This window comes from Bacillus sp. Bvel1, assembly GCF_014872755.1.
Lineage (GTDB): Bacteria > Bacillota > Bacilli > Bacillales > Bacillaceae > Bacillus > Bacillus velezensis.
In genome coordinates, this window is sequence record NZ_JAAOBZ010000008.1 from 943,128 (window position 1) to 965,009 (window position 21,882).

The following is a 21,882-nucleotide window of genomic DNA, read 5'->3' on the forward strand; positions in this document are numbered from 1 at the left end:
TTAGGCCAAAGATTAAAATGGGCTCGAAAAAAATCCGGTTACTCTAATCAAGACGTGACAGCAGAGAAAATTGGATTAACAGGGTAGACATTGTCTAATTACGAAAGGGATTATAGATCGCCCGATCCGGAGACATTAAAGAAACTCGCTGATTTATATGATGTATCCACTGATTTTTTGGTCGGTAGAGAAGAAAAGGACAGACCCAAATCTAAATTGGATCAAACAGTCAATGAAGCAATTGAACAACTTAAAAACGAAGAGACTTTACTTTTCATGAAAGATGATGACATTCAAATATTATATGACTATAAATAAAAAAGTGAGGTTTTATAGACTTCACTATCAAACAGTCACTACTCAATTATTTTTTCATTGTTTGTTGTTGCGCTTGCGTTTTCAACACTATGTGCTTCACCATGACCAGGTCCAAAAAGATTTAATATTACAACTCCTACAAGTATCAAAACAATCCCAGTAACACTGGCAATGTTAATTTTTTCTTTCCAAATCAAAATCGAAATTATTGTAGTAGCAATAGTCCCTACACCAGACCAAACTGCATAGGCGGTATTCAAAGGTATGGACTTCATTGCAAGTGATAAGAAGAAAAAGGAACCTATAAAAGCAATAATTGCACCAATAGTAGGGTAAAGTTTCGTGAAGCCTTCTGCGGCCTTGAGCATAGAGGAACCAATAAGTTCACCAAAAATTGCGAGCAATAAATATAAATATGCCATTGTTAATTCTCTCCTCCTGTATAAATAATCAACGTCTTATAAATTTGTACTAAACCTCTATCGTTTGTTTCATTATTTCTTTATTAGTTACCACTTTACAAGAAACAGCAAATGTTTATAAGTCTTTATTTTGCAAAAAAATTGTGCGCAAAATGACTGGTTTTCCTTAGACGAGTAGATAAAATCTAGTCTAGTTAATCTAATAAGGTATAAACTAAACTCCATTATGGTAAAGTAAAAATAGCAACCAATTTAAAAGTGAAAGAAGGTGAGCCCATGCCAAATAACAGTACACCCAATAGATTAATCGCTGAGAAATCTCCATATTTACTTCAACACGCCCACAACCCCGTAAACTGGCACCCTTGGGGAGAAGAAGCCTTCGAAAAAGCGAAACGCGAAAACAAGCCGGTTCTTGTCAGCATCGGCTATTCGACTTGTCATTGGTGCCATGTAATGGCTCACGAGTCCTTTGAGGACGAAGAGATCGCCGGTATGTTAAACGATAAATTCATAGCCATCAAGGTTGATCGTGAAGAGCGGCCTGATGTGGATTCCGTGTATATGAGAATCTGCCAGCTGATGACGGGGCAGGGCGGGTGGCCGCTGAACGTGTTCGTCACACCAGATCAGAAGCCGTTTTATGCGGGAACGTATTTTCCGAAGACGAGCAAATTTAACCGTCCGGGCTTTATTGATGTGCTTGAACATCTGTCCGAAACGTTTGCGAATGACCGGCAGCATGTCGAGGATATCGCCGAAAACGCCGCCGCTCATCTTGAAGTCAAGATTCACCCGGCTGAGGGCATGCTTGGCGAACAGGCTGTTCATGACACGTATCGCCAGCTGGCCGGCAGGTTTGACACGGTGTACGGCGGGTTCGGCCAGGCTCCGAAATTTCCGATGCCGCATATGCTCATGTTTCTGCTTCGCTACTACAGCTATACGGGCAAGGAACAGGCTTTGGCCGGCGTAACCAAGACACTCGACGGCATGGCGAACGGCGGAATTTTTGATCACATCGGGTTCGGATTCGCCCGCTACTCGACTGATAATGAATGGCTCGTGCCGCATTTTGAGAAAATGCTGTATGACAACGCCCTTCTCCTGACCGCCTATACGGAAGCCTATCAAGTCACGGGTAATGAGCGCTACAAACAGATTGCGATGCAGATCGTAACGTTTATTCAGCGGGAAATGATGCATGAAGACGGCAGCTTTTTCTCAGCTTTAGATGCTGATACCGAAGGCCGTGAGGGGAAATATTACATATGGTCCAAAAAAGAAATCATGAATCTTCTCGGTGATGAACTCGGCCCGCTTTATTGCAAGGTGTATAACATCACAGATCAAGGCAATTTTGAAGGCGAAAACATCCCGCACCTCATTTTCACGCGGCGTGAGGCCATCCTCGAAGAGACCGGCCTCACCGGACATGAGCTGGCCGAACGCCTTGAAGAGGCAAGAACAAAATTGCTGGAAGCGCGTGAAAACAGAAGCTATCCGCATACAGATGACAAAGTGCTGACCTCATGGAACGCGCTCATGATTGCCGGGCTGGCAAAAGCCGCAAAGGTATTTCACGAGCCTGACTTTCTCAGCATGGCGGAAACAGCGATCCGCTTTCTCGAACGTCACCTCATGCCGGACGGGCGCGTCATGGTCCGATACCGCGAGGGCGAAGTGAAAAACAAAGGGTTTATCGATGATTACGCTTTTCTCATCTGGGCTTACCTTGAATTGTATGAAGCGGGTTTTCATCCGTCTTATCTGCAGAAAGCGAAAACGTTATGTACAAGCATGCTGGAGCTGTTCTGGGATGAACGGCACGGAGGTTTTTTCTTTACGGGGAATGATGCTGAGACTCTTCTTGTCAGGGAAAAAGAAGTTTATGACGGAGCCGTGCCTTCCGGAAACAGCGCGGCTGCCGTACAGCTGCTTCGTCTCGGCCGCCTGACGGGTGATGTATCACTGATTGAAAAAGCCGAAGCGATGTTTTCCGTGTTCAAACGGGAAATAGAGGCCTATCCGAGCAGCAGCGCTTTCTTCATGCAAAGCGTACTGGCACACACAATGCCCCAAAAAGAAATCGTTTTGTTCGGAAGGAAAGATGACCCGGACAGAAAACGTTTCATTGAGGCGCTTCAGGAGCATTTCACTCCCGCCTATACGATTCTCGCCGCAGAACATCCGGATGAGCTTGCCGGCATTTCTGACTTTGCCGCGGGTTATCAAATGATCGATGGGAAGACAACGGTCTACATTTGTGAGAATTTCGCCTGCCGGAGGCCGACGACGGATATTGATGAAGCGATGAACATCTTACAAATCAGCAGCAGAGCCTAGGCGGCCTGCTGATTTTCTTTTTTCACAAAACGGAATGCGAGCCATGCGAAGATGATGTTGATCACCAGAGTCGATATGCAATCGTATATTTCATAGCCGCCGGCTGCTGTTGTAAATATCGACGGAATGCCGCCGTATACCGAATGATCCTCTGTGAGAAAGATAAATAAAAACATATTATTGGCAGCGTGACCGCCAAGGGACATCTCCAGACTGCCCGTTTTAACCGTGATAAAGGTCCAGATCATGCCGATGGTAACATATCCGATTCCCGCCCAGAGAGCTCCATTTTCCATCTCCGGATTTCCGAAATGAAGTGCGCCGAATAATCCGCCGATAATGACCGTCAGAACCACCGCGTTTGCCGTCAATTTTCCGGCGAACTGTAGCAGGAAACCGCGAAAGAGAAATTCCTCCGCAGAGGTTTGAATCGGCACCAACAAGACGGCCGCCGCTAACAGCAGCAGAAAACGTGAAGCATGGAATTCCTGAAGCGTGAAACGATCCGGATGAATTAAAAAATCAATCAGCCCCGCAACAAACATCAGCACAACATATGTGCCGAATCCAAAGAAAATTCTCTTCCAGTTCAGCGACTGATTCGGTGTAATGATGGATAAAAACCGCCGCTTCATAATGAAACGAACCGCTATCCAAATGCCCGGAATCGCTATGAAATAGACGATATGCTGTAAATAAATATCCGCCAGCGGGTCACTTAATGCCGCCTCATCCCAATTTATCGTCAGTGAAGGATTGAAAGCGGACGTGAGAAACATATAAAACACGGTCAGTATGCTTCCGAAAAAGAACAAACCCACAATGAGCAACAGAGAAAGAAGATATCTCGATACACTATTTCTTCCCTCTGCGGGCCGTACAAATGTATTCATATTTATGCATCAACTTCCTTTCCTTCAACATTTTACAATATAAACAGAAACAGATATAGGAAATGTTATATATTTTAAGAAGAAAGCGCTATGCCGTTTCCTTTGGCTCTGGTTATTTACACTCTGTTTTTGCCAAAAAAAGACCTTTATAATGTATTCGTCAGATAAATTTACAGTATTTTCTGATTACAATTGCTAAGTCAGGGGGTTTTTTATGAAACATCAGACATTCTCAAATGTAGCGAACCGATTAGACCGTCTCCCCATTTCGCGTGTGCACTATCAAGTATTAACCGCTCTCGGAATCATCTATTTTTTCGATCTCGCTGATCTGTTTACGCTCAGCAACGTGGCTCCGGCGCTGATTGAGCATTGGGGCGTGAAGCTGTCCGTCATTGCCGACATCACGGCGGCATCCTTCCTGGGCATGTTTTTAGGCGCCTCCATCGGCGGAAGACTGTCCGATCGGATCGGCAGGAAAAAAGCGCTGAATTGTTTTGTCCTTGTCTTTTCGATCTCATCTTTTCTGAATGCACTGGCATGGGACATTCCGTCCTTAATGATTTTCCGCTTCTTGACCGGGCTCGGCGTCGCGGCCGCCATGATTGTGACGAACAGCTATTTGGCGGAATTTTTTCCATCATCCGTACGGGGAAAATACATCTCCTTTTGCGCCATGATCGGACTGATCGGCGTTCCCGTCACAAACGTTGTTTCCGCTTTTGTCATTCCTTTAGGCTCATGGGGGTGGCGGCTCGTATTCGTATGGGGGGCGGCCGGTCTCATTTATTTCTTTTTTATCCGCCGGCTTGAGGAATCGCCGCGCTGGCACGAAAATCGGGGCGCATATGATCAGGCAAACGCCATTATGAACCGTCTTGAAGCACGTATAGAGAAAGAAAAAGGCCCGCTTCCCGCGCCAAAAGAGGCGGCAGAAGTACATACAGTGAAGCACGCAGGCTACTTAGGGCTGTTTCAGGGCAGGAATTTAAAGATCACCATCATCCTGTCAGCGGTATGGATTCTTGAAACCTTTGGCTTTTACGGCTTTGCTTCATGGGTGCCCAGCCTGCTGAAAAGCAACGGCATCACCATGGAAAAAACGCTGTGGTACAATGTGCTTCACTCTGTCGGCGCACCGCTTGGCGCGTTGCTCGGTTCCAGGATATCCGAGACGTTCCAAAGGAAATGGATCCTGGCCGCAAGCGCTTTTCTGACTGCCATTGCCGGACTGTTATACGGCATGACGTTTATTCCCGTCATGATTATTGTGTTTGGATTTGTCGTCAACGTCACGGAACGGGTTTTCACCTCAAACTTATACGCATATACATCGGAGCCGTATCCTACGGAATATCGCTCGGCCGGGAGCGGGCTGGCGTACGGGCTCGGCCGTTTTTCCAATATATTCGGCTCCCTGCTCGTCGGATTTATTGCCGTTAAGCTCGGCTACATCAGCGTCTTTTTGTTCATCGGCGGCTGCTGGCTTCTATGTTCCGTTTTGTTAATCCTCTTCGGTCCGAAAACTAATGCTCAGCAAATTTAATCAATAAAACAGTGCGGGTTCCCCCGCACTGTTACACTGTGATTTCTATCAAATTGCCTTCCCCATCCTCTATCACGCTCTCATAATATCCGTCACCCGTCACGCGCGGGCCGCTTACAACCTGAAATCCGTCATTTTTAAACGTCTCCGTCAATTCATTCACCCGCTCCTTGCTGCCTGTAGAAAATGCGAGATGCGCCCATCCGGTCATATTCTGTGACGGAGCTTCATCAATGCCGCCTTTTTTCATAAGTTCCAGCCTGCATCCGGAGTCAAACGAAAGAAAATACGATTTGAAATCTTTTTTCTCATTATGATAAAGGTCATTGGCCTTGGCGCCGAAGTATTTCTCATAAAATTCTTTCATCCGTTCTAAATCTTTCACCCATATGGCCGCATGTTCAATTCGCATATGTCCGCCTCCTTTTTTTTCTCAATCTAGTTATAAAGCATGAAACCCATTTCAGCTCAAGACTTTTTCCGCTGAAATTGATGCATAATTTGTTTTTTAACCGTTTCTCCGTGCAAAAACAGCAAAAATGCTTCCCTTCCGACCCGTTCCAAATGAAGTTCCAGAGATGGGATATTCAATGCCCGACTGACGCTCAGGTTTCCCTCGCCGATGATCTCCGCGTCCCATTTCTGTTCTTTCGCAAACTGGTACAAGCCGGCAGCCACATCATCACTGTGCGCATAGATGGCCGTCGGCGCCTTGTCGAAACCCCAGAAGTGTTCACCTGCCCGCTTTCCGTCGTCCATATCATGGCATCCGATCAGAATGCGGGTTTCATCAAGAGAGCCGAAAACCGCCTTATATGCGGTTACCTTGTCGGCCGTACTCGGGCTTTTTTCCGCTTCCCGCACACATGTAAAAGCAACATCTTGATGCCCGCGGTTTTTCAAATACAAAAAGCTTTCTCTGTAAGCTGCCTGCCTGTCATTATAAGCGCAGGGAATCTCTTGATGCTGCGTATATTCACAAGCGACAATGGGACCGTACTCCAGATAAGGCACAGCGGTTTCCCATTCATTCGCGCGGGACGTGACAATCAGTCCGTCAATCTTTTTCATTTTCAGCAGTTCGAAATAGGTCATCTCTATAGCGGGGTCATAGTTGGTGGGGAGAAGGGTTGTCACGTAATCATGGGCAAACGCTTCCTTCGTGATACCGTTTACAATTTTGTCAAAGCAGGGATGGTCGCTGTACGGCAAAATCACGCCGATTGTATTGGTCTTTCCTCGAATCAGATCAATGGCGGTTCGATTAGGGGTATAATCCAGCTCCTTCATCACTTGATTCACAAGACGCCTTTTCTCCTCAGATACGTACGGGTGTCGGTTTAATACGCGTGATACGGTAGCCACCGACACATTCGCCAGTTTCGCAATCTCTTTTATATTTGCCATGTGCTCCTCCATTTTTGGTGATAAAAAAGCAGCAAGAGTGGATTTCTCTTACTGCTATCTCATCATAAATCCACTGTCATTTCAACAGGGCAATGGTCAGAACCCATGATATCGGCGCAAATGGCCGCTTCGCTGATCCGCGGCTTCAGTCTGTCTGAAACAATGACGTAATCAAGCCGCCAGCCGATGTTTTTCTCACGTGCGTTCGTCCTGTAAGACCACCAGGAATAGGCGCCTTCCCGATCAGGATATAAATAGCGGAATGAGTCGGTAAATCCGGTGTTCAGCAGGGCGCTGAACGCTTCCCGCTCCTGATCCGAGAAACCGGCGTTCTTCCGGTTGACTTTCGGATTTTTTAAATCTATCTCCCTGTGTGCGACATTCAGATCGCCGCATAATATCACGGGCTTCTTCCGGTCAAGCTTCTGCAGATACTCCTTAAAATCGGCTTCCCATTGAAGACGGTAATCAATTCGCTCTAATCCGCGTTTGGCATTCGGCGTATAACAGTTGACGACGAACAGGTTCTCAAATTCAAGTGTGATCACCCGTCCTTCTTGATCATGATCGTCAATTCCCAGTCCATAAAACACGTGAAGCGGCTTTTCTTTCGAAAAAACAGCCGTGCCTGAGTAGCCTTTTTTCACCGCGTAGTTCCAATAGTCATGATACCCTTCAAGCTGTAATGATACTTGTCCGTCCTGTACTTTCGTTTCTTGCAGACATAAAATATCGGCTTTCGTTTCCTGAACGTAAGTATTGATATCTATCTTTTTCATCACGGCACGTAAGCCGTTTACATTCCAAGAAATCAGTTTCATGTGTTCCCCCCTGTCCGGCTCAGCCGGCATTCCAGTGTTTCAATGTTTCCGCCCTCTAATGCCAGCAGCTGCTTTTTCATTTCTAAACCGCCTCTGAATCCGGTCAGTTTTCCGTTTTTTCCGATGACGCGATGGCACGGAACCGTAATCAATACCGGATTTTTCCCGATTGCGGCGCCCACGGCTCTTACGGCTGCCGGTTTCTGAATCATTTCTGCTATATCCGAATAGGAGTATGTCTCGCCGTACGGTATGTCCATAAGCGCTTTCCATACAGCAAGCTGAAATTCTGTCCCGTAAAGATCCACCGGCACTGAAAAAGCTGATCTGCCATTTTCGATGTACTCGGACAGCTCTGCCGTGTAAGACGCCAGCTTCTCATCATCACGTGCCAATCGGTATTGCGGCAGTGATTTTTTTGCCCACTGCTCAAGCTCTTCAAAGCTTCCATGATTTGAACCTATAAAGCAAAGCCCTTTAGATGTGGCGGCTGTATACAGGCTCCAATCATTCCGTGTGAAAAGTGTCCAATAGACCATTGTCTCTTTACTCATATTGAACCTCCCTGTCCCATTCCGGCAGTTTTTCGGTATTCTGTGGGCGAATTCCCGGTTCTCTTTTTAAAAAGAGTGGCAAAATGCGCTGTGTTTGGAATTCCGACCGTCAGAGCAATCTCCATGACTGTCATATCAGTATGCTTTAAAAGGTGTTCCGCCTTCGCCAATCTTATTTTCTGTATATACTCAATCGGGGATATTCCCCTGATTTTTTTAAATGTCCGCTGTAAATGATAAGGGCTGCCGTGACACATTTCGGCCAGTACACTCAGAGTCAGAGATTCGTGATAATGGCGGTCAATGTACTCAATGATTTGAGCAATCCATTCTTCATCAGGAAGACGAAGACCGTTCGGCCGGCACCTTTTACAGGGACGAAAATGTTTATCAATCGCTGCATCAGCCGTATCAAACACCAGCACGTTTTCTTTATTCGGAATTCTCGATTTACAAGAAGGCCGGCAGAAAATCCCCGTCGTTTTTACTGCATAATAAAATGCCCCGTCATAAGAAGCATCATTGCGTATGATTGCGCTCCACTTTTCATCAGTCAGGATATTTCTGTCTGTCTCCATCTCAGCCACCCCCTGTTCTTCAGTATAAACAAATTCATTGCATAAGTACGCGTATTTGAATAGAGGAGCAAGATAACAAAGATAGATGTCAGGAGCACTTCCATGTTTCATGTGAAACATTTCGGCAGGATGGAGGAGGACTGATATAAAAAAAGAGCAGGAGCCCGCAGGCTCTTGCTCTTTTCTTTCGGCTTACTCGCCAGTTACGTATGGAAGTAAAGCCATTTGACGTGCGCGTTTGATCGCGATAGTCAATTTACGTTGGTATTTCGCGTTTGTTCCAGTTACACGGCGAGGTAAGATTTTACCACGCTCAGAAACAAACTTTCTAAGAAGATCTACATCTTTGTAATCGATGTGCGTAATGCCGTTAGAAGTGAAGTAACAAACCTTACGGCGTTTCGCACGACCGCCTCTGCGTCCTCCTGCCATTGTCATTTCCCACCTTTCTCGTTATGAATATAGCGATAATCTATTAGAACGGAAGATCATCATCCGAGATGTCAATCGGCTTGCCGTCGTTGGCAAATGGATCATCATTAAAACTGTTCCCTTGATTTCGTCTCTGGTTGTTCTGATTTCCGCCGAACGGATTATCATTTTGGCCTCCGCCAAAGTATTGGCCTCCGCCGCTGTTTCCTTCGTTGTATCCGCCTGATCCAGAACCGCCGCTGTTTTTAGGCTCAAGAAATTGAACACTTTCAGCTTGGACTTCTGTCACGAAGACACGCTGTCCCTGCTGATTTTCATAATTTCTTGTCTGGAGTCGGCCGTCTACGCCGGCAAGGCTTCCTTTTTTAAGAAAGTTTGCAACGTTTTCGGCTTGTCTTCTCCAAGTGACACAATTAATGAAATCGGCTTCACGTTCTCCGGACTGGTTCGTGAATGTACGATTCACAGCAAGAGTAAACGTGGCGACAGCCGCACCGCTTGGCGTATAACGAAGCTCTGGGTCTTTTGTCAGTCTTCCGACTAATACAACTCGGTTAAGCATATGAAAGACCACCTTTTAACATTATATATTTCAAATTGCTTATTCTTCTTCTTTAACAACGATGTGGCGAATGATATCGTCACTGATCTTAGCTAAACGGTCGAATTCAGCAACCGCTGCAGCTTCAGACTGAACGTTTAAGATTTGGTAGAAACCGTCACGGAAATCGTTGATTTCGTAAGCAAGACGACGTTTACCCCAATCTTTTGTTCCAGTGATCTCCGCTCCGTTAGAAGTCAATACGTTGTTGAAACGCTCGATAACTGCCTTCTTTGACTCTTCGTCAATGTTCGGACGGATAATGTACATAACTTCGTACTTTTTCATCTGTTTGCACCTCCTTTTGGTCTAAGCGGCCCTATAATGGGCAAGGAGCAATAATTCTATTACTCACAAGTTTATATTATACCAAAGCTCTTGTCCCTTTACAACTGTGTCCTATACATTAAATCGGAAATGAATGACATCTCCGTCTTGGACTACATATTCCTTACCTTCCAGACGCACTTTTCCGGCTTCTTTCGCTCCGGACATTCCGCCGCCTGCCAAAAGGTCTTCATAAGCAACCGTTTCAGCGCGGATAAAGCCGCGTTCAAAGTCAGTGTGGATGATACCCGCACACTCAGGAGCTTTCATGCCTTTTCTGAATGTCCATGCGCGCACTTCCTGTTCGCCCGCCGTAAAGTATGTTGCAAGGCCGAGAAGAGAGTATGACGCTTTAATCAGCTGATCAAGACCTGATTCTTCGATGCCGAGCTCCTCAAGGAACATTTGCTTTTCTTCGCCTTCCAATTCGGCAATTTCAGACTCAATTTTCGCACAGACGACGATAACTTCGGCATTTTCACCCGCGGCGTACTCACGGATTTTCGCAACGTATTCATTGTCTGAAGGATCAGCCACTTCATCTTCGCTTACATTCGCCACATAAAGCACGGGTTTTGAAGTAAGCAAATGAAGCTGCTTCACAAGCTTTTGCTGTTCTTCCGTAAATTCAACGGAACGGGCAGGCTTTTCTTGTTCGAAAGCTTCTTTTAATTTAGACAGAATGTCAAATTCAAAAACCGCTTCTTTGTCTTTTTGCTTCGCAAGCTTGCTTACACGCGTGATGCGTTTTTCGACTGTCTCCATGTCGGCAAGAATCAATTCAAGATTGATCGTTTCAATATCGTCAATCGGATCGACTTTCCCTGACACGTGCGTAATATTGTCATCAGCGAATGCACGTACAACGTGGCAGATCGCATCAACCTGACGGATATGAGAAAGAAACTTATTTCCGAGTCCTTCACCTTTAGATGCGCCTTTTACGATCCCCGCGATATCAGTGAATTCAAACGCAGTCGGCACCGTTTTTTTCGGGTTCACCAATTCAGTCAGCTTTTGCAGACGTTCATCCGGCACTTCCACGATTCCCACGTTCGGATCAATTGTACAGAACGGGTAGTTGGCTGATTCGGCACCAGCCTGGGTAATTGCATTAAATAACGTCGATTTTCCGACATTCGGCAAACCGACAATTCCAGCAGTTAAAGCCATTCTTTCATCTCCTCTATATCAAACCATCATCGTATAAACGTATTGTAAACCTAGAGCAATTATAAGGAGGTTCATAGGAAAAGACAAGCTGAGAAAAAAGCATTTCCCGCCCTCTCTCTCCTTAGATTATCCTTTTTTAACCGCTACCAGACAGTCAAAAAGCGTACTTCCCATTCCATTATCGGAATTTGAATCCTTTGTGAGCATGTTGACGGAGCCTCCGAATGCCGCCCACATGCCTTCATCTATATTCACCGTCTTCGGGTGAGCCTGCTTCATGATTTTCACCCTGCCGCGCAGACGGCCGCGGTCATTGTATACCTCTGCCGTATCTCCGTCTTGAAGTGAAAGCTCCTCGGCGATATCCGGCGACAGGTCCACCTGAATCTGCTGGAGCTTTTTAATAAACGGCACGTGCTGTGAATGATTGGAGCGCTGCGGGTGAATGGACAGCAGCGTATACGGATATTTCCCGGCCAGTCCGGCGTCGTGATAAACAGACTCCTCCGGCACTTCCAATTGAGGGAGGCCGCTGTATCCTTTCTCTTCTGCCAGTGACGAGACGAATTCTAATTTTCCGCTTGGGGTTAAAAATTGAAAATCACTCCACGGAACCTGTTTAACCGGAAGCGGCATATGTCCTTTTTCCTTTAATTGCTCAAGGGTGATTCCTTCTTTCTCCAAGGAAGAGAGCCCCATTTTCAAGAAATCTTCCGCACTGTAATCAAACAGCTCCCCGAATCCCAGACGCTTTGCGAGTTCCGTCCAGATCCAGCGGTCTGATTTTGCCTCTCCCTGCGGTTCCGCAAGCTTCTTACCATATTGAACATAGTGATGATACATGCTGGAATAATAAATATCTTCCTCTTCGAAAACAACGGCCGTCGGCAGCACATAGTCACAGAGCTTCGCCGTATCGGTCATGACCGAATCAATGGCCACTGTGACCGGCGTTTTTTCAAACGCTTCCTTCACTTTTTTTGTATTCGGCACCTGTGTCAGCGGATTGCCGCACGTCACGATGATCATCTCAATCGGCGGGTCGGCTGCATTCAGCGCCTCTTCAGCTTGAGTCATCATCGAAAACGTTCTCGAACTTTTCTTCAAATCAGGACGAGTGAGCTCGGCCTTTGCAAAGCTTTCACCGACTTGCACATTTCCGAAGTTGGCGCCGCCGCCTTTGATACCGACATTTCCGCTCGCCGCAGCTAAAGCGTCAATCCACCGTATCGTCCCGCCCCCGTTTTTATATCTCTGCATCCCAAGACCCATAAAAGTGGAGGCGGGACCGTCAGCATATAAATCGGCAAGATATTCAAGCGCTTCTAAAGACGTTTCTGTTTTCTCAATGATCTCCTCAAAAGAAATCGTCTGCAGAAGCTTGTCTATTTCCTCAAAACCGACCGAATGCTTTTGAATAAAATCAGAATCGGTTCTGCCGGTTTGGCATAATATTTTTAAAACACCCGCCGCAAGCCAGCCATCCATGCCGGGTTTGACGGATATATACCGGTCGGCAAGCTTTGCAGTCGGGTTAAAAATAGGGTCAATGACCGTCAGTGTCGCTCCTTTTTTCTTCACCTGCTGCAGATGATGATAGAGGTGCATATTCGTCCGGGACACGTTTCTGCCCCATACGATCACATGCTTGCTGTGATAAATATCAAGCGGTCCATGCCCGTAAGAACGCCCGAAATCCCAGCGCTGCGCTTCAATGCCGGAACCCCAGCAAATGCTGCCCGCAATCTCGGTTACACCGCCGTATCCATTGAAAAAACGCTGGTCGAGCGCCTTCAAAAGACCGTTATTGGCGTAGTCATGACTGTGCAGCACTGCGGCAGTGCCCAGCGTCTCCTTAATCACCGCCATTTTTTCAGCAATTTCATCTAACGCCTGCTCCCAGGAAATGCGGACAAATTCGCCGTCTTTCTTTTTTAAAGGAAAACGAAGCCGTTCCGGCGCATTCGTTTTCGTCTCCAGCATTCTGCCCCGGCCGCAAATTTTCCCTTCCGTAATAGGATGATTCGGGTCTCCGTCTACTTTCGTCACCTTTCCATCCTCAACTGTCACCAAAAAGCCGCAGCTGTCCCAGCAATTCAGCGGGCACGCTGACTGATGCACTTTGCTCATCGGGCCTCTTCCTCTCCTCTATATGAAAAAGCATGAGCGCCAGCCCTTATGATGTAGGCTCCTCATGCTTGACGAGTACTTTTTTCAGCTTTCTCTCAAAATCTCTTCTCGGAATCATGACACTGTGGGAACAACCCGTGCATTTGATCCGAATATCCATTCCCATCCGAATGATTTTCCATCTGTTTTCACCGCAAGGATGCGGTTTCTTCATTTCAACAATATCATTCAGGCCAAAGTCTTTATCCGCCAAGACCCTTCACCTCTCTCCATAGACTGCTTTATTTATTGTACAAAAAAAAACAGGATAAGAGCAACGGCCGCACTCAAAATGAGCATTATACTTTTTTCCATCTCCCTAAAATAGGGTAAAGAAGAAGACATACCAGCAAATAAAGACTTAAAAGCCCGTAAATGGGATATAAAATGGCGATCAAATCTGAAAAACCGATTGTCGTAAAAGGCACCATCACAGCTAAAAGAAGAGATACGAGCGTCCATCTCGGCAATTTCACAAATGCAAGCATTCGGCTGGACAGCCCGAAAAGACCGGTCACCGTTGTCGTATAGATGGCTAAAAAAAGCACGGCGGCCATACAAAGAAATAACGGATAAGGAGCGCCTTCAAGGACGGCGAAAAGAGGAATCTCATATTGTGTAAGACTGCCTGAAAGCTGTACAAGCGTTTCATTGTAAACAAATGAAATCATACCGAAAATCAGCCCGCTTGCAACGCTTGCGATTTTGGCTTCTCCCAGTCCCTTCATATCTTTCCCGATTGAAGAAAGAACAGCGACAACAGAAAGAATGTTTAAGGACGTGAAGGTAATGCTTGCCGGCCAATTATACTGGCGGGTCAAGTCTATCGTCCACGTGTAATGATGCGTTGTCTGAAAAAAGACCAATGCATATAACAGCCCCGCTACAAGAATCGGTATCAAAATACTATTCAGAGATAATATCCCTTTTATATCCCAAAAGAATAAACCCACGGTCACAATGCAAAGAAGAAAAATACCGATCCAAAACGGCAGCTTGTACATTTGCAGCGTCACACCGCCGCCGGCAATCATAACCATCGTCATTGAAAACAAATAAAACATAATAAGCACATCATAGACTTTAGCAAGAGCCGGCCCCATCAGATGCTCAAGCACAGGTAAAAAGTGCGTTGATTGAACCCGATAGCTGATCTTCAACACAATATAAGCCGAAATCGTAAACATGACTGTAAACAATACAATAGCCAGTCCGCTTTCGACACCGAAAAACTGCCATATTTCCTGCCCGCTTGCATACCCGGCCCCAATCTGGCTGCTTAATATGAGCAGCATCCACTTCATCCCGGCTCTCCACACCCTCATCACCTCATAAAATTTCTGATCATCTCCGCATATTGCTACTATATTGAGTGACAGCAGCAAACATTCATACAATTGGGACAAATATGGTATGATAACGACGATTGACTATTCAGAAACTTCATTTATGTTAGGCGCTCAAATCATGGACATCAGGCGTTTAACCGCAAGTGATACCCAGCCTTACTCCGATTCAGGCTCAAAGCTTTAAAAGATCACCCGGACGCATTCGCCGTCAGCTATGATGAGGAGAAAGAATGGCCGTCCGAAAAATGCAAAGCCAGGCTTGAAGCCGGCAGTGCCATCGTGCTTGGCGCCTTTGAACAAGACAGCCTGATAGGAATCCTCAAGATCTCCAAGCATCTGCTGTTTAAACTAAGACACATTGCGGTTATCGGTTCTATGTATATTTCCCCCAAACACCTAGGGTCAGGCGCGGGAAAAGCTTTAATGACGGAAGCCATCAGCCGGGCAAAAAAGATGAAAGACACAGAACAGCTCCATCTCTCTGTTACTTCAACAAATGGAACCCGCAAAAAAACTCTGCGCTCAGTTAGGATTATCCTCTTCTCTGCAGAAAAAAGAGCGCTGGAATTAGATCATCAGCAATATGTTGATGTAGATCAAATGGTCTTATTTCTTTCATGAACTTAGAGAATAACTGCTCTGGGTTCTTTTTTCTATCCCGCTCTTTTCAAACAACCGGCATGCTCATCATGACATAAGCATAAAAAAAGGCAGCGCTGGATATACTGTAAACAACCATACATCACCAAAAACAACAATGTAATACTCGTATGACATGACAAGGAAGTGAACCTTATGAATCGAAAAGGCGGGCTTTTTTCTCAAGAACGGGCAAAACAATATGTATCCCATACGGATTCTTCTGCTGCGAATCAAATACAAGCAATCCTTACTTCATCTTTACGTAAAGCAGCCGGCAGACCGTTAGTCACCGTGTGTATCGGTACAGATCGGTCGACCGGAGATTCATTAGGTCCGCTCGTAGGAACAAAGTTAGAAAAAATGAATTTAGGCAGATTGCACGTTTACGGCACGCTGTCAGATCCTGTTCACGCCGTCAATATGAAAGACAAGCTGAAAGATATTCAACATCTACATAAAAATCCGTTTATTATAGCGGTTGATGCTTGTTTAGGCCGCGTCAAAAGCGTAGGCTCATTTCAAATCGGCGATGGGCCGCTGAAGCCCGGAGCAGGTGTTCAAAAAGACCTTCCTGAAATCGGTGACGTCCATATCAATGGAATCGTCAATGTCAGCGGGTTTATGGAGTATTTTGTCCTGCAGAATACGAGGCTTCATCTTGTTATGAGCATGGCAAATGTTTTAGCAGAGGGGTTACAGCTGACAGATAAATCAGAAGGCCGGCAGGAACGGCTCAGTCCGTTTCATAAGCTGACAAGACGTATATAAAAAACCATCTTTTTTAAAAAAGATGGTTTTTACGCTTCTCTTTCGGACAATAGTTCCAGGATACGTTCAAGATCTTCATTTGAGAAAAACTCAATCTCAATCTTCCCTTTTTTCTTTTGTCTCTTAATATTGACTGTTGTTCCGAAGTAATTTTGCAAATACGATTCCCGCTCTTTTAACACAACATCTTGAACAGGTTCTTTTTTCTTTGTTTCACGTGGAACATTGTTGTTTAACTGCTGAATCAGCTGCTCAAGCTGGCGGACGTTCAGCTGTTCTTCAACCACTTTCTTCACAAGCGGTTCAAGCTTGTTTTTATTTTTCAAGCCAAGCAAGGTTCTGCCGTGTCCCATGGATAACGTACCTTCTGCAATGAGGTTCTGGATGCTTTCCGGCAGCGTCAGCAGTCTTAAATGGTTGGCAATATGAGGCCTGCTTTTCCCGAGCCGTTTAGCGAGCTGTTCCTGGGTTAAATCCAAATGCTTCAGCAGTGAGTCATATGCCAGAGCTTCTTCAAGCGGTGATAAGTCTTCACGCTGAAGGTTTTCCAAAAGAGCGATTTCCCGCATCAGCGATTCAGATAAATCCCGCACGATAGCCGGCACTGTCTCTTTACCGGCAAGTTTTGCGGCGCGGTAACGGCGTTCGCCGGCTACAATATCATAGCCCTTCAATGATTTTCTCACGATAATGGGCTGAAGAATGCCATGCTGAATGATGGATTCCTTCAGTTCAGCTAATGACTCATCATCAAATTGTTTTCTTGGCTGATAAGGATTGGGGCGTAAATCACTGATTTTAATTTCTTCCACTGTCTCTTCAGACAAATCAACCTGATTAAACAACGCGTTAATCCCTTTTCCGAGCCCGCCTTTAGCCATTCGCTGCCACTTCCTTTGCTAAATCTAAATATACTTCCGCACCTCTCGAACGCGGATCGTATAATATGATCGGCTTGCCGTGACTCGGCGCCTCACTTAAACGGACATTGCGAGGAATAATGGTTTGATACACTTTATCTCTAAAGTATTTCTTTACCTCTTCTATCACTTGAATGCCGAGATTCGTTCTGGCATCAAGCATCGTCAGAAGCACTCCTTCTATCATTAAGTCGGTATTTAAATGTTTCTGCACAAGCCGAACTGTATTTAATAATTGACTCAATCCTTCAAGAGCGTAGTATTCGCACTGAACCGGGATAACGACTGAATCTGAAGCGGTAAGCGCATTAATCGTTAATAACCCGAGAGACGGAGGACAATCAATAATCATGTAATCGTAATTTTGTTTCACAGATTCTAATGCTCTTTTCAGCCTGACCTCCCGTGAGATCGTCGGAACCAATTCGATTTCCGCTCCCGCAAGCTGGATCGTGGCCGGAATGACATCTAAGTTCTCTACTGAAGTCGGTTTAATAATTTCTGTAACATCTGCATCATCTACTAAAATGTCGTACACACAATGATCCACATCGGCTTTTTCAATCCCTAATCCGCTCGTTGCATTGCCCTGCGGATCAATATCAACAAGAAGAACCCTTTTACCTATGTAAGCCAAGCAAGCCCCCAGATTAACAGAAGTCGTCGTCTTCCCGACTCCGCCTTTTTGGTTCGTAATTGCTATGATTTTTCCCACGATGTCACCTACCTTCACATGAACATGTACTGTCTTGTTTCTATCTTATCAAAAAAAGAGTAAAGCGTTTTATTTTTTTCATAATTTGTTTATCAGCAAGTGAAAAAAATGTAAACGAAAAAGACACTTTCTAATATAAGTTCTCCGATAAAGTGACTTTTTTGACTGTAAAAAGACAATTCACGACACAAAAAGATAAAATTTTACATATGTAATGTATAGTGCACAATAAATCTATTATTATCTCAAAATAGTTTTTTGATTAAAATAAAAACTCCCCTGCTGATCAGGAGAGTTTTTATTTAGGTATCCGAATGGTAAGCTGGATGTACTCTTCGAATTCTTCTTCTTCAGTGTTCAGCCTGACGCCGCTGTCTTCCACCATGGACAGTGACTGACGAATCGTATTCATCGCAATTCTTGTATCCCTGCTGAACGCTTTGCGTCTCGGCTTTGGTTTCTGCTTATTCTGTTCAAGCATTTTCACCACTCTGTCTTCCGTCTGCTTGACGTTTAAGCTTTTCTCAATGATTTCCGCAAGCAATGTGACCTGAAACTCCGGCTGTTTGAGCGGAATCAGTGCTCTTGCATGACGTTCCGTAATTTTTTTCTCCATAATCGCATCCTGGACGGGTTCCGGGAGCTTTAACAATCGGAGCTTGTTCGCAATCGTTGACTGGCCTTTTCCTAAGCGCTGCGCCAAGGCTTCCTGTGTTAAATCATGAAGTTCTAACAGCCTTGCGTACGCATGAGCTTCCTCAATGGAGGACAATTCTTCCCTTTGCAGGTTTTCAATCAAAGCGACAGATGCTGTTTCCGTATCAGAAAAATCTTTAATAATTGCGGGAATATTCTCCCATTCAAGCGTCTGTACCGCTCTCCAGCGCCTTTCACCCGCAATGAGCTCATATTGTCCTTCATCTTCTGTATGTCTGACAACAATCGGCTGAATGATGCCGTGTGTATGGATAGTCATTGCTAACTCTTTGATTTTTTCATCTGAGAAAATGGTGCGTGGCTGAAAACGGTTGGGAACGATAGCATGTACCGGTATTTCGAGTATCTCTTCTTTGTTTGTATCATGCTCAGCTATCTCCGGTTCCTCTTCCTTCTCACCAAACCCGAAGAAACGAGAGAATGAATGCTTCATGTACCTACACCACCTTTAAAAACTGCCATTTTTATAATTCTATTTTCTCATGGTTTTTCCTGCTGTATCTTCATCAATTTTGCAGAAAATATGATGGAATTGTCACATCAGGCTGTCTAAATTACCCTTCAATTGGCGATTTATTTGGAGTACCCGGTTTTCTCGGATATTTTTTCGGAGTGCTTTTCGTCTTGCGAATGATCATAATGTTCCGTTCACTTTCTTCAACGGGAAGTGTAAAGGAATGAACTTGTTCAAGCTCTCCTCCCAATACTTTAATCGCCTTTTGCCCCGCTTTCAGCTCTTCATCAGCGGCTGCAGCTTTTAGTGCCGCAAAAATACCGTTTTTCTTGGCCAGCGGCAGACAAAGCTCACTCAGGACCGACAGACGCGCCACCGCACGGGCCGTCACGAGATCGAAGCTTTCCCGGACGTCTTTCCGCTGTCCGAATGTCTCCGCTCTGTCATGGACAAATGTCGTATGCTCTAATTGTAAAGCATCAGAGAGAGTTTCCAAAAAAGTAATCCGCTTATTCAGTGAATCGACGATGGTGACATGCAGATGCGGGAAGCAGATTTTGACGGGCAGGCTTGGAAAACCGGCGCCGGCGCCGACATCACAAAGAGTGGTGACCTTTTCAAAATCAATATAAAATGCCGCCGTTATCGAATCATAAAAATGCTTGAGATAAACTTCCTTTTTCTCAGTGATGGATGTCAGATTCATTTTTTCGTTCCATTCCACGAGCATCCGGTAATACAACTCGAATTGCTCCAGCTGGCGGTCAGAAAGGGAAATCCCTTTCTCCGCTAAACTGGATGTAAATTGCTCTATATTCATGCCGTCATCCTTTCTATTCAGCTACCTTGGCAATACGGCCCTGCTCCAGGTATACCAGCAGGATTGAAATGTCTGCCGGATTGACGCCGGAAATACGGGACGCTTGAGCAACTGATAAAGGACGCACTTCTTTCAGCTTTTGACGCGCTTCAGTAGCAATTCCTTTAATGGCGTCATAATCAATCCGATCAGGGATTTTTTTGTTTTCCATTTTCTTCAGCTTTTCCACTTGCTGCAAGGATTTTTCGATATATCCTTCATATTTCACCTGAATTTCCACTTGTTCCGCCACATCTTGCGGAACCGGAGAATCTGCAGGCGCAAGTTTTGTCACTGTTTCATAGTTCATTTCCGGACGTTTCATTAAATCTGTGCCGCGCACTCCGTCTTTCAGCTCGCTTCCGCCGAGTGAACGGATATATTCCTGATTCTCAGGAGACGGCTTGATAATAACAGACCAGAGACGTTTTTTCTCTGCCTCGATCGCCGCTTTTTTCTTCTCAAACGCTTCATAGCGCTCATCAGAAATTAAGCCGATCTCATGGCCGATTTCCGTCAGGCGAAGATCCGCGTTGTCGTGACGGAGCAGCAGTCTGTATTCCGCCCGTGAAGTCAGCAGACGATACGGTTCATTGGTTCCTTTCGTTACCAAATCATCAATCAATACACCGATATAAGCATCGGAACGGCTGAGGATCACTTCTTCTTTTCCAAGCGCTTTGCGGCCTGCGTTGATCCCTGCCATAATTCCTTGCCCGGCTGCTTCCTCATAACCTGATGTACCGTTAATTTGACCGGCTGTGTACAGGTTAGGGATTTTTTTCGTCTCCAGTGTAGGCCAGAGCTGCGTCGGTACAATCGCGTCATACTCAATCGCGTATCCGGCTCTCATCATCTGCACCTTTTCCAGTCCCGGAATGGTCGCCAGCATCCGCTGCTGCACGTCCTCAGGAAGACTCGTGGATAGACCCTGAACGTATACTTCCTGCGTATTTCTGCCTTCCGGCTCAAGGAAAATCTGATGGCGCGGTTTATCATTAAACCGAACGACTTTATCTTCAATCGAAGGGCAGTATCTCGGTCCCGTTCCTTTAATCATACCGGAATACATCGGCGAACGATGCAGGTTGCTGTCGATGATCTCATGAGTCTCAGGACTCGTGTAAGTCAGCCAGCAAGGCAGCTGATCGGTAATGTATTCAACCGTTTCATATGAGAAAGCGCGCGGAACCGGGTCCCCCGGCTGGATTTCTGTTTTGCTGTAATCAATGGAATCGCTTGAGACACGAGGAGGCGTGCCCGTTTTAAAACGGACGAGATCAAAACCGAGCTCCTCTAAGTGCTCAGAAAGTTTAATAGACGGCTGCTGGTTATTCGGACCGCTTGAGTAAGACAGATCCCCGAGAATGATCCGCCCTCTTAAATACGTTCCGGTTGTCAGCACGACCGTTTTTGCCTTGTATTCAGCACCGGTTTGCGTAATGACACCGCGGCACTCTCCGTCTTCAATGATTAAACGCTCGGCAATCCCTTGAAGAAGTGTCAAATTCGGTGTTTTTTCCAGCGTATGCTTCATTTCGTGCTGATATTGGAATTTATCCGCCTGCGCACGCAGCGCCCGTACGGCCGGACCTTTTCCTGTATTCAGCATTCTCATTTGAATATGAGTTTTATCTATATTTCTAGCCATTTCTCCGCCGAGCGCGTCAATTTCGCGGACGACAATCCCTTTCGCGGGGCCGCCGACAGACGGATTACATGGCATAAACGCAACCATATCAAGATTAATCGTCAAAACAAGCGTTTTGGCTCCCTGGCGCGCGGATGCGAGGGCAGCCTCAACACCGGCATGCCCGGCGCCGATGACAATCACGTCGTATTGGCCTGCTTCATACCCCATGGTTTTTTCC

The 21,882-nt window shown here is 45.7% G+C and carries 23 protein-coding genes and 1 pseudogene; 5 read left to right on the top strand and 19 right to left on the bottom strand.

All coding sequences use genetic code 11. The features are described 5' to 3' along the window. Positions 1 to 90: 90 nt before the first annotated feature. Positions 91 to 318: a helix-turn-helix domain-containing protein gene (locus HAP68_RS19125; RefSeq protein WP_015387417.1), complete on the top strand. Its 228-nt coding sequence runs from the start codon at positions 91 to 93 to the stop codon at positions 316 to 318. Positions 319 to 356: 38 nt separating this feature from the next. On the opposite strand, the gene HAP68_RS19130 is transcribed toward HAP68_RS19125, so the two are convergent. Then, positions 357 to 740, bottom strand: coding sequence for a DMT family transporter (locus tag HAP68_RS19130; RefSeq protein ID WP_014306198.1), 384 nt, complete (start codon positions 738 to 740; stop codon positions 357 to 359). A gap of 276 nt (positions 741 to 1,016) precedes the next feature. Between HAP68_RS19130 and HAP68_RS19135 the strand changes: the two genes are divergently transcribed. After that, the gene (locus HAP68_RS19135) at positions 1,017 to 3,086 is read left to right on the top strand and encodes a thioredoxin domain-containing protein (RefSeq protein WP_024086043.1); all 2,070 of its coding nucleotides are present in this window, start codon (positions 1,017 to 1,019) and stop codon (positions 3,084 to 3,086) included. Here HAP68_RS19135 and HAP68_RS19140 read toward each other — a convergent pair. Next, positions 3,083 to 3,979 carry a CPBP family intramembrane glutamic endopeptidase gene (locus tag HAP68_RS19140; protein WP_024086044.1) on the bottom strand — a complete coding sequence of 299 codons (897 nt, stop codon included), beginning with the start codon at positions 3,977 to 3,979 and terminating at the stop codon, positions 3,083 to 3,085. The genes HAP68_RS19135 and HAP68_RS19140 overlap by 4 nt on opposite strands. Positions 3,980 to 4,193: 214 nt before the next feature. Between HAP68_RS19140 and HAP68_RS19145 the strand changes: the two genes are divergently transcribed. Then, positions 4,194 to 5,525, top strand: coding sequence for an MFS transporter (locus HAP68_RS19145; protein WP_015387413.1), 1,332 nt, complete (start codon positions 4,194 to 4,196; stop codon positions 5,523 to 5,525). Between the two features lie 31 nt (positions 5,526 to 5,556). Here HAP68_RS19145 and HAP68_RS19150 read toward each other — a convergent pair whose 3' ends face one another. The 12 genes from HAP68_RS19150 to HAP68_RS19205 all read right to left on the bottom strand — a co-directional run bounded on the left by HAP68_RS19150 (position 5,557) and on the right by HAP68_RS19205 (position 14,912). After that, on the bottom strand, positions 5,557 to 5,937 hold the full coding sequence (locus tag HAP68_RS19150) for a VOC family protein (protein ID WP_004392999.1): 381 nt from the start codon (positions 5,935 to 5,937) through the stop codon (positions 5,557 to 5,559). Between the two features lie 56 nt (positions 5,938 to 5,993). After that, positions 5,994 to 6,932 (bottom strand): LacI family DNA-binding transcriptional regulator, encoded by a 939-nt coding sequence (locus HAP68_RS19155; protein WP_024086045.1) that lies wholly within the window; start codon positions 6,930 to 6,932, stop codon positions 5,994 to 5,996. Between the two features lie 62 nt (positions 6,933 to 6,994). After that, complete coding sequence (gene xth, locus HAP68_RS19160; RefSeq protein WP_024086046.1) at positions 6,995 to 7,753, bottom strand: exodeoxyribonuclease III; 759 nt, start codon at positions 7,751 to 7,753, stop codon at positions 6,995 to 6,997. Continuing rightward, positions 7,750 to 8,307: a methylated-DNA--[protein]-cysteine S-methyltransferase gene (locus tag HAP68_RS19165; RefSeq protein WP_015387410.1), complete on the bottom strand. Its 558-nt coding sequence runs from the start codon at positions 8,305 to 8,307 to the stop codon at positions 7,750 to 7,752. Before HAP68_RS19165 ends, xth begins: the two co-directional genes overlap by 4 nt. Next, a complete protein-coding gene (locus HAP68_RS19170; RefSeq protein ID WP_015387409.1) occupies positions 8,304 to 8,885 on the bottom strand; it encodes a bifunctional transcriptional activator/DNA repair enzyme AdaA in 582 nt (193 codons plus the stop codon). Before HAP68_RS19170 ends, HAP68_RS19165 begins: the two co-directional genes overlap by 4 nt. Positions 8,886 to 9,077: 192 nt before the next feature. Then, positions 9,078 to 9,317, bottom strand: a complete 240-nt coding sequence (gene rpsR / locus HAP68_RS19175; protein ID WP_004392983.1) for a 30S ribosomal protein S18 — start codon at positions 9,315 to 9,317, stop codon at positions 9,078 to 9,080. A 43-nt stretch (positions 9,318 to 9,360) separates the two neighbouring features. Next, a complete protein-coding gene (gene ssbA / locus HAP68_RS19180) occupies positions 9,361 to 9,879 on the bottom strand; it encodes a single-stranded DNA-binding protein SsbA (protein WP_004392979.1) in 519 nt (172 codons plus the stop codon). 39 nt (positions 9,880 to 9,918) lie between these two features. Next, the gene (gene rpsF, locus HAP68_RS19185; RefSeq protein ID WP_004392977.1) at positions 9,919 to 10,206 is read right to left on the bottom strand and encodes a 30S ribosomal protein S6; all 288 of its coding nucleotides are present in this window, start codon (positions 10,204 to 10,206) and stop codon (positions 9,919 to 9,921) included. A gap of 111 nt (positions 10,207 to 10,317) precedes the next feature. Continuing rightward, entirely contained in the window at positions 10,318 to 11,418 is a 1,101-nt protein-coding gene (gene ychF, locus HAP68_RS19190; protein ID WP_004392975.1) for a redox-regulated ATPase YchF, read from the bottom strand. A gap of 126 nt (positions 11,419 to 11,544) precedes the next feature. Beyond that, positions 11,545 to 13,548: a molybdopterin-dependent oxidoreductase gene (locus HAP68_RS19195; protein ID WP_015387408.1), complete on the bottom strand. Its 2,004-nt coding sequence runs from the start codon at positions 13,546 to 13,548 to the stop codon at positions 11,545 to 11,547. A gap of 46 nt (positions 13,549 to 13,594) precedes the next feature. After that, entirely contained in the window at positions 13,595 to 13,801 is a 207-nt protein-coding gene (locus HAP68_RS19200; protein WP_004392973.1) for a DUF951 domain-containing protein, read from the bottom strand. An 85-nt stretch (positions 13,802 to 13,886) separates the two neighbouring features. Beyond that, positions 13,887 to 14,912 carry a YkvI family membrane protein gene (locus tag HAP68_RS19205; protein ID WP_088005468.1) on the bottom strand — a complete coding sequence of 342 codons (1,026 nt, stop codon included), beginning with the start codon at positions 14,910 to 14,912 and terminating at the stop codon, positions 13,887 to 13,889. 282 nt (positions 14,913 to 15,194) lie between these two features. On the opposite strand from HAP68_RS19205, the pseudogene HAP68_RS19210 reads away from it, so the two are divergent. Then, a pseudogene (locus HAP68_RS19210) lies at positions 15,195 to 15,557 on the top strand (N-acetyltransferase family protein); the annotation flags it as partial. A 174-nt stretch (positions 15,558 to 15,731) separates the two neighbouring features. Then, positions 15,732 to 16,346 carry a spore protease YyaC gene (gene yyaC / locus HAP68_RS19215; RefSeq protein ID WP_004392969.1) on the top strand — a complete coding sequence of 205 codons (615 nt, stop codon included), beginning with the start codon at positions 15,732 to 15,734 and terminating at the stop codon, positions 16,344 to 16,346. Positions 16,347 to 16,375: 29 nt separating this feature from the next. On the opposite strand, the gene HAP68_RS19220 is transcribed toward yyaC, so the two are convergent. The 5 genes from HAP68_RS19220 to mnmG form a co-directional block, all read right to left on the bottom strand. After that, positions 16,376 to 17,227, bottom strand: coding sequence for a ParB/RepB/Spo0J family partition protein (locus HAP68_RS19220; RefSeq protein ID WP_004392966.1), 852 nt, complete (start codon positions 17,225 to 17,227; stop codon positions 16,376 to 16,378). Beyond that, positions 17,220 to 17,981 carry a sporulation initiation inhibitor protein Soj gene (gene soj / locus HAP68_RS19225; protein WP_004392964.1) on the bottom strand — a complete coding sequence of 254 codons (762 nt, stop codon included), beginning with the start codon at positions 17,979 to 17,981 and terminating at the stop codon, positions 17,220 to 17,222. The genes HAP68_RS19220 and soj overlap by 8 nt, the downstream gene beginning before the upstream one ends. A 298-nt stretch (positions 17,982 to 18,279) precedes the next feature. Next, a complete protein-coding gene (gene noc, locus HAP68_RS19230; protein WP_004392962.1) occupies positions 18,280 to 19,131 on the bottom strand; it encodes a nucleoid occlusion protein in 852 nt (283 codons plus the stop codon). Positions 19,132 to 19,252: 121 nt separating this feature from the next. Then, on the bottom strand, positions 19,253 to 19,972 hold the full coding sequence (gene rsmG, locus HAP68_RS19235; RefSeq protein ID WP_004392961.1) for a 16S rRNA (guanine(527)-N(7))-methyltransferase RsmG: 720 nt from the start codon (positions 19,970 to 19,972) through the stop codon (positions 19,253 to 19,255). Positions 19,973 to 19,985: 13 nt separating this feature from the next. Continuing rightward, positions 19,986 to 21,872 (bottom strand): tRNA uridine-5-carboxymethylaminomethyl(34) synthesis enzyme MnmG, encoded by a 1,887-nt coding sequence (gene mnmG, locus HAP68_RS19240; RefSeq protein ID WP_004392959.1) that lies wholly within the window; start codon positions 21,870 to 21,872, stop codon positions 19,986 to 19,988. Positions 21,873 to 21,882: the final 10 nt, after the last annotated feature.

Coding starts and splice junctions, on each gene's coding strand:
- HAP68_RS19205 (WP_088005468.1), bottom strand. CDS start 14,912: ATGAGGGTGTGGAGAGCCGGGATGAAGTGGATGCTGCTCATATTAAGC.
- noc (WP_004392962.1), bottom strand. CDS start 19,131: ATGAAGCATTCATTCTCTCGTTTCTTCGGGTTTGGTGAGAAGGAAGAG.
- rpsR (WP_004392983.1), bottom strand. CDS start 9,317: ATGGCAGGAGGACGCAGAGGCGGTCGTGCGAAACGCCGTAAGGTTTGT.
- xth (WP_024086046.1), bottom strand. CDS start 7,753: ATGAAACTGATTTCTTGGAATGTAAACGGCTTACGTGCCGTGATGAAA.
- ssbA (WP_004392979.1), bottom strand. CDS start 9,879: ATGCTTAACCGAGTTGTATTAGTCGGAAGACTGACAAAAGACCCAGAG.
- rsmG (WP_004392961.1), bottom strand. CDS start 19,972: ATGAATATAGAGCAATTTACATCCAGTTTAGCGGAGAAAGGGATTTCC.
- HAP68_RS19140 (WP_024086044.1), bottom strand. CDS start 3,979: ATGAATACATTTGTACGGCCCGCAGAGGGAAGAAATAGTGTATCGAGA.
- rpsF (WP_004392977.1), bottom strand. CDS start 10,206: ATGAAAAAGTACGAAGTTATGTACATTATCCGTCCGAACATTGACGAA.
- yyaC (WP_004392969.1), top strand. CDS start 15,732: ATGAATCGAAAAGGCGGGCTTTTTTCTCAAGAACGGGCAAAACAATAT.
- HAP68_RS19150 (WP_004392999.1), bottom strand. CDS start 5,937: ATGCGAATTGAACATGCGGCCATATGGGTGAAAGATTTAGAACGGATG.
- mnmG (WP_004392959.1), bottom strand. CDS start 21,872: ATGGGGTATGAAGCAGGCCAATACGACGTGATTGTCATCGGCGCCGGG.
- HAP68_RS19195 (WP_015387408.1), bottom strand. CDS start 13,548: ATGAGCAAAGTGCATCAGTCAGCGTGCCCGCTGAATTGCTGGGACAGC.
- HAP68_RS19220 (WP_004392966.1), bottom strand. CDS start 17,227: ATGGCTAAAGGCGGGCTCGGAAAAGGGATTAACGCGTTGTTTAATCAG.
- HAP68_RS19170 (WP_015387409.1), bottom strand. CDS start 8,885: ATGGAGACAGACAGAAATATCCTGACTGATGAAAAGTGGAGCGCAATC.
- HAP68_RS19165 (WP_015387410.1), bottom strand. CDS start 8,307: ATGAGTAAAGAGACAATGGTCTATTGGACACTTTTCACACGGAATGAT.
- HAP68_RS19135 (WP_024086043.1), top strand. CDS start 1,017: ATGCCAAATAACAGTACACCCAATAGATTAATCGCTGAGAAATCTCCA.
- HAP68_RS19130 (WP_014306198.1), bottom strand. CDS start 740: ATGGCATATTTATATTTATTGCTCGCAATTTTTGGTGAACTTATTGGT.
- HAP68_RS19145 (WP_015387413.1), top strand. CDS start 4,194: ATGAAACATCAGACATTCTCAAATGTAGCGAACCGATTAGACCGTCTC.
- ychF (WP_004392975.1), bottom strand. CDS start 11,418: ATGGCTTTAACTGCTGGAATTGTCGGTTTGCCGAATGTCGGAAAATCG.
- HAP68_RS19155 (WP_024086045.1), bottom strand. CDS start 6,932: ATGGCAAATATAAAAGAGATTGCGAAACTGGCGAATGTGTCGGTGGCT.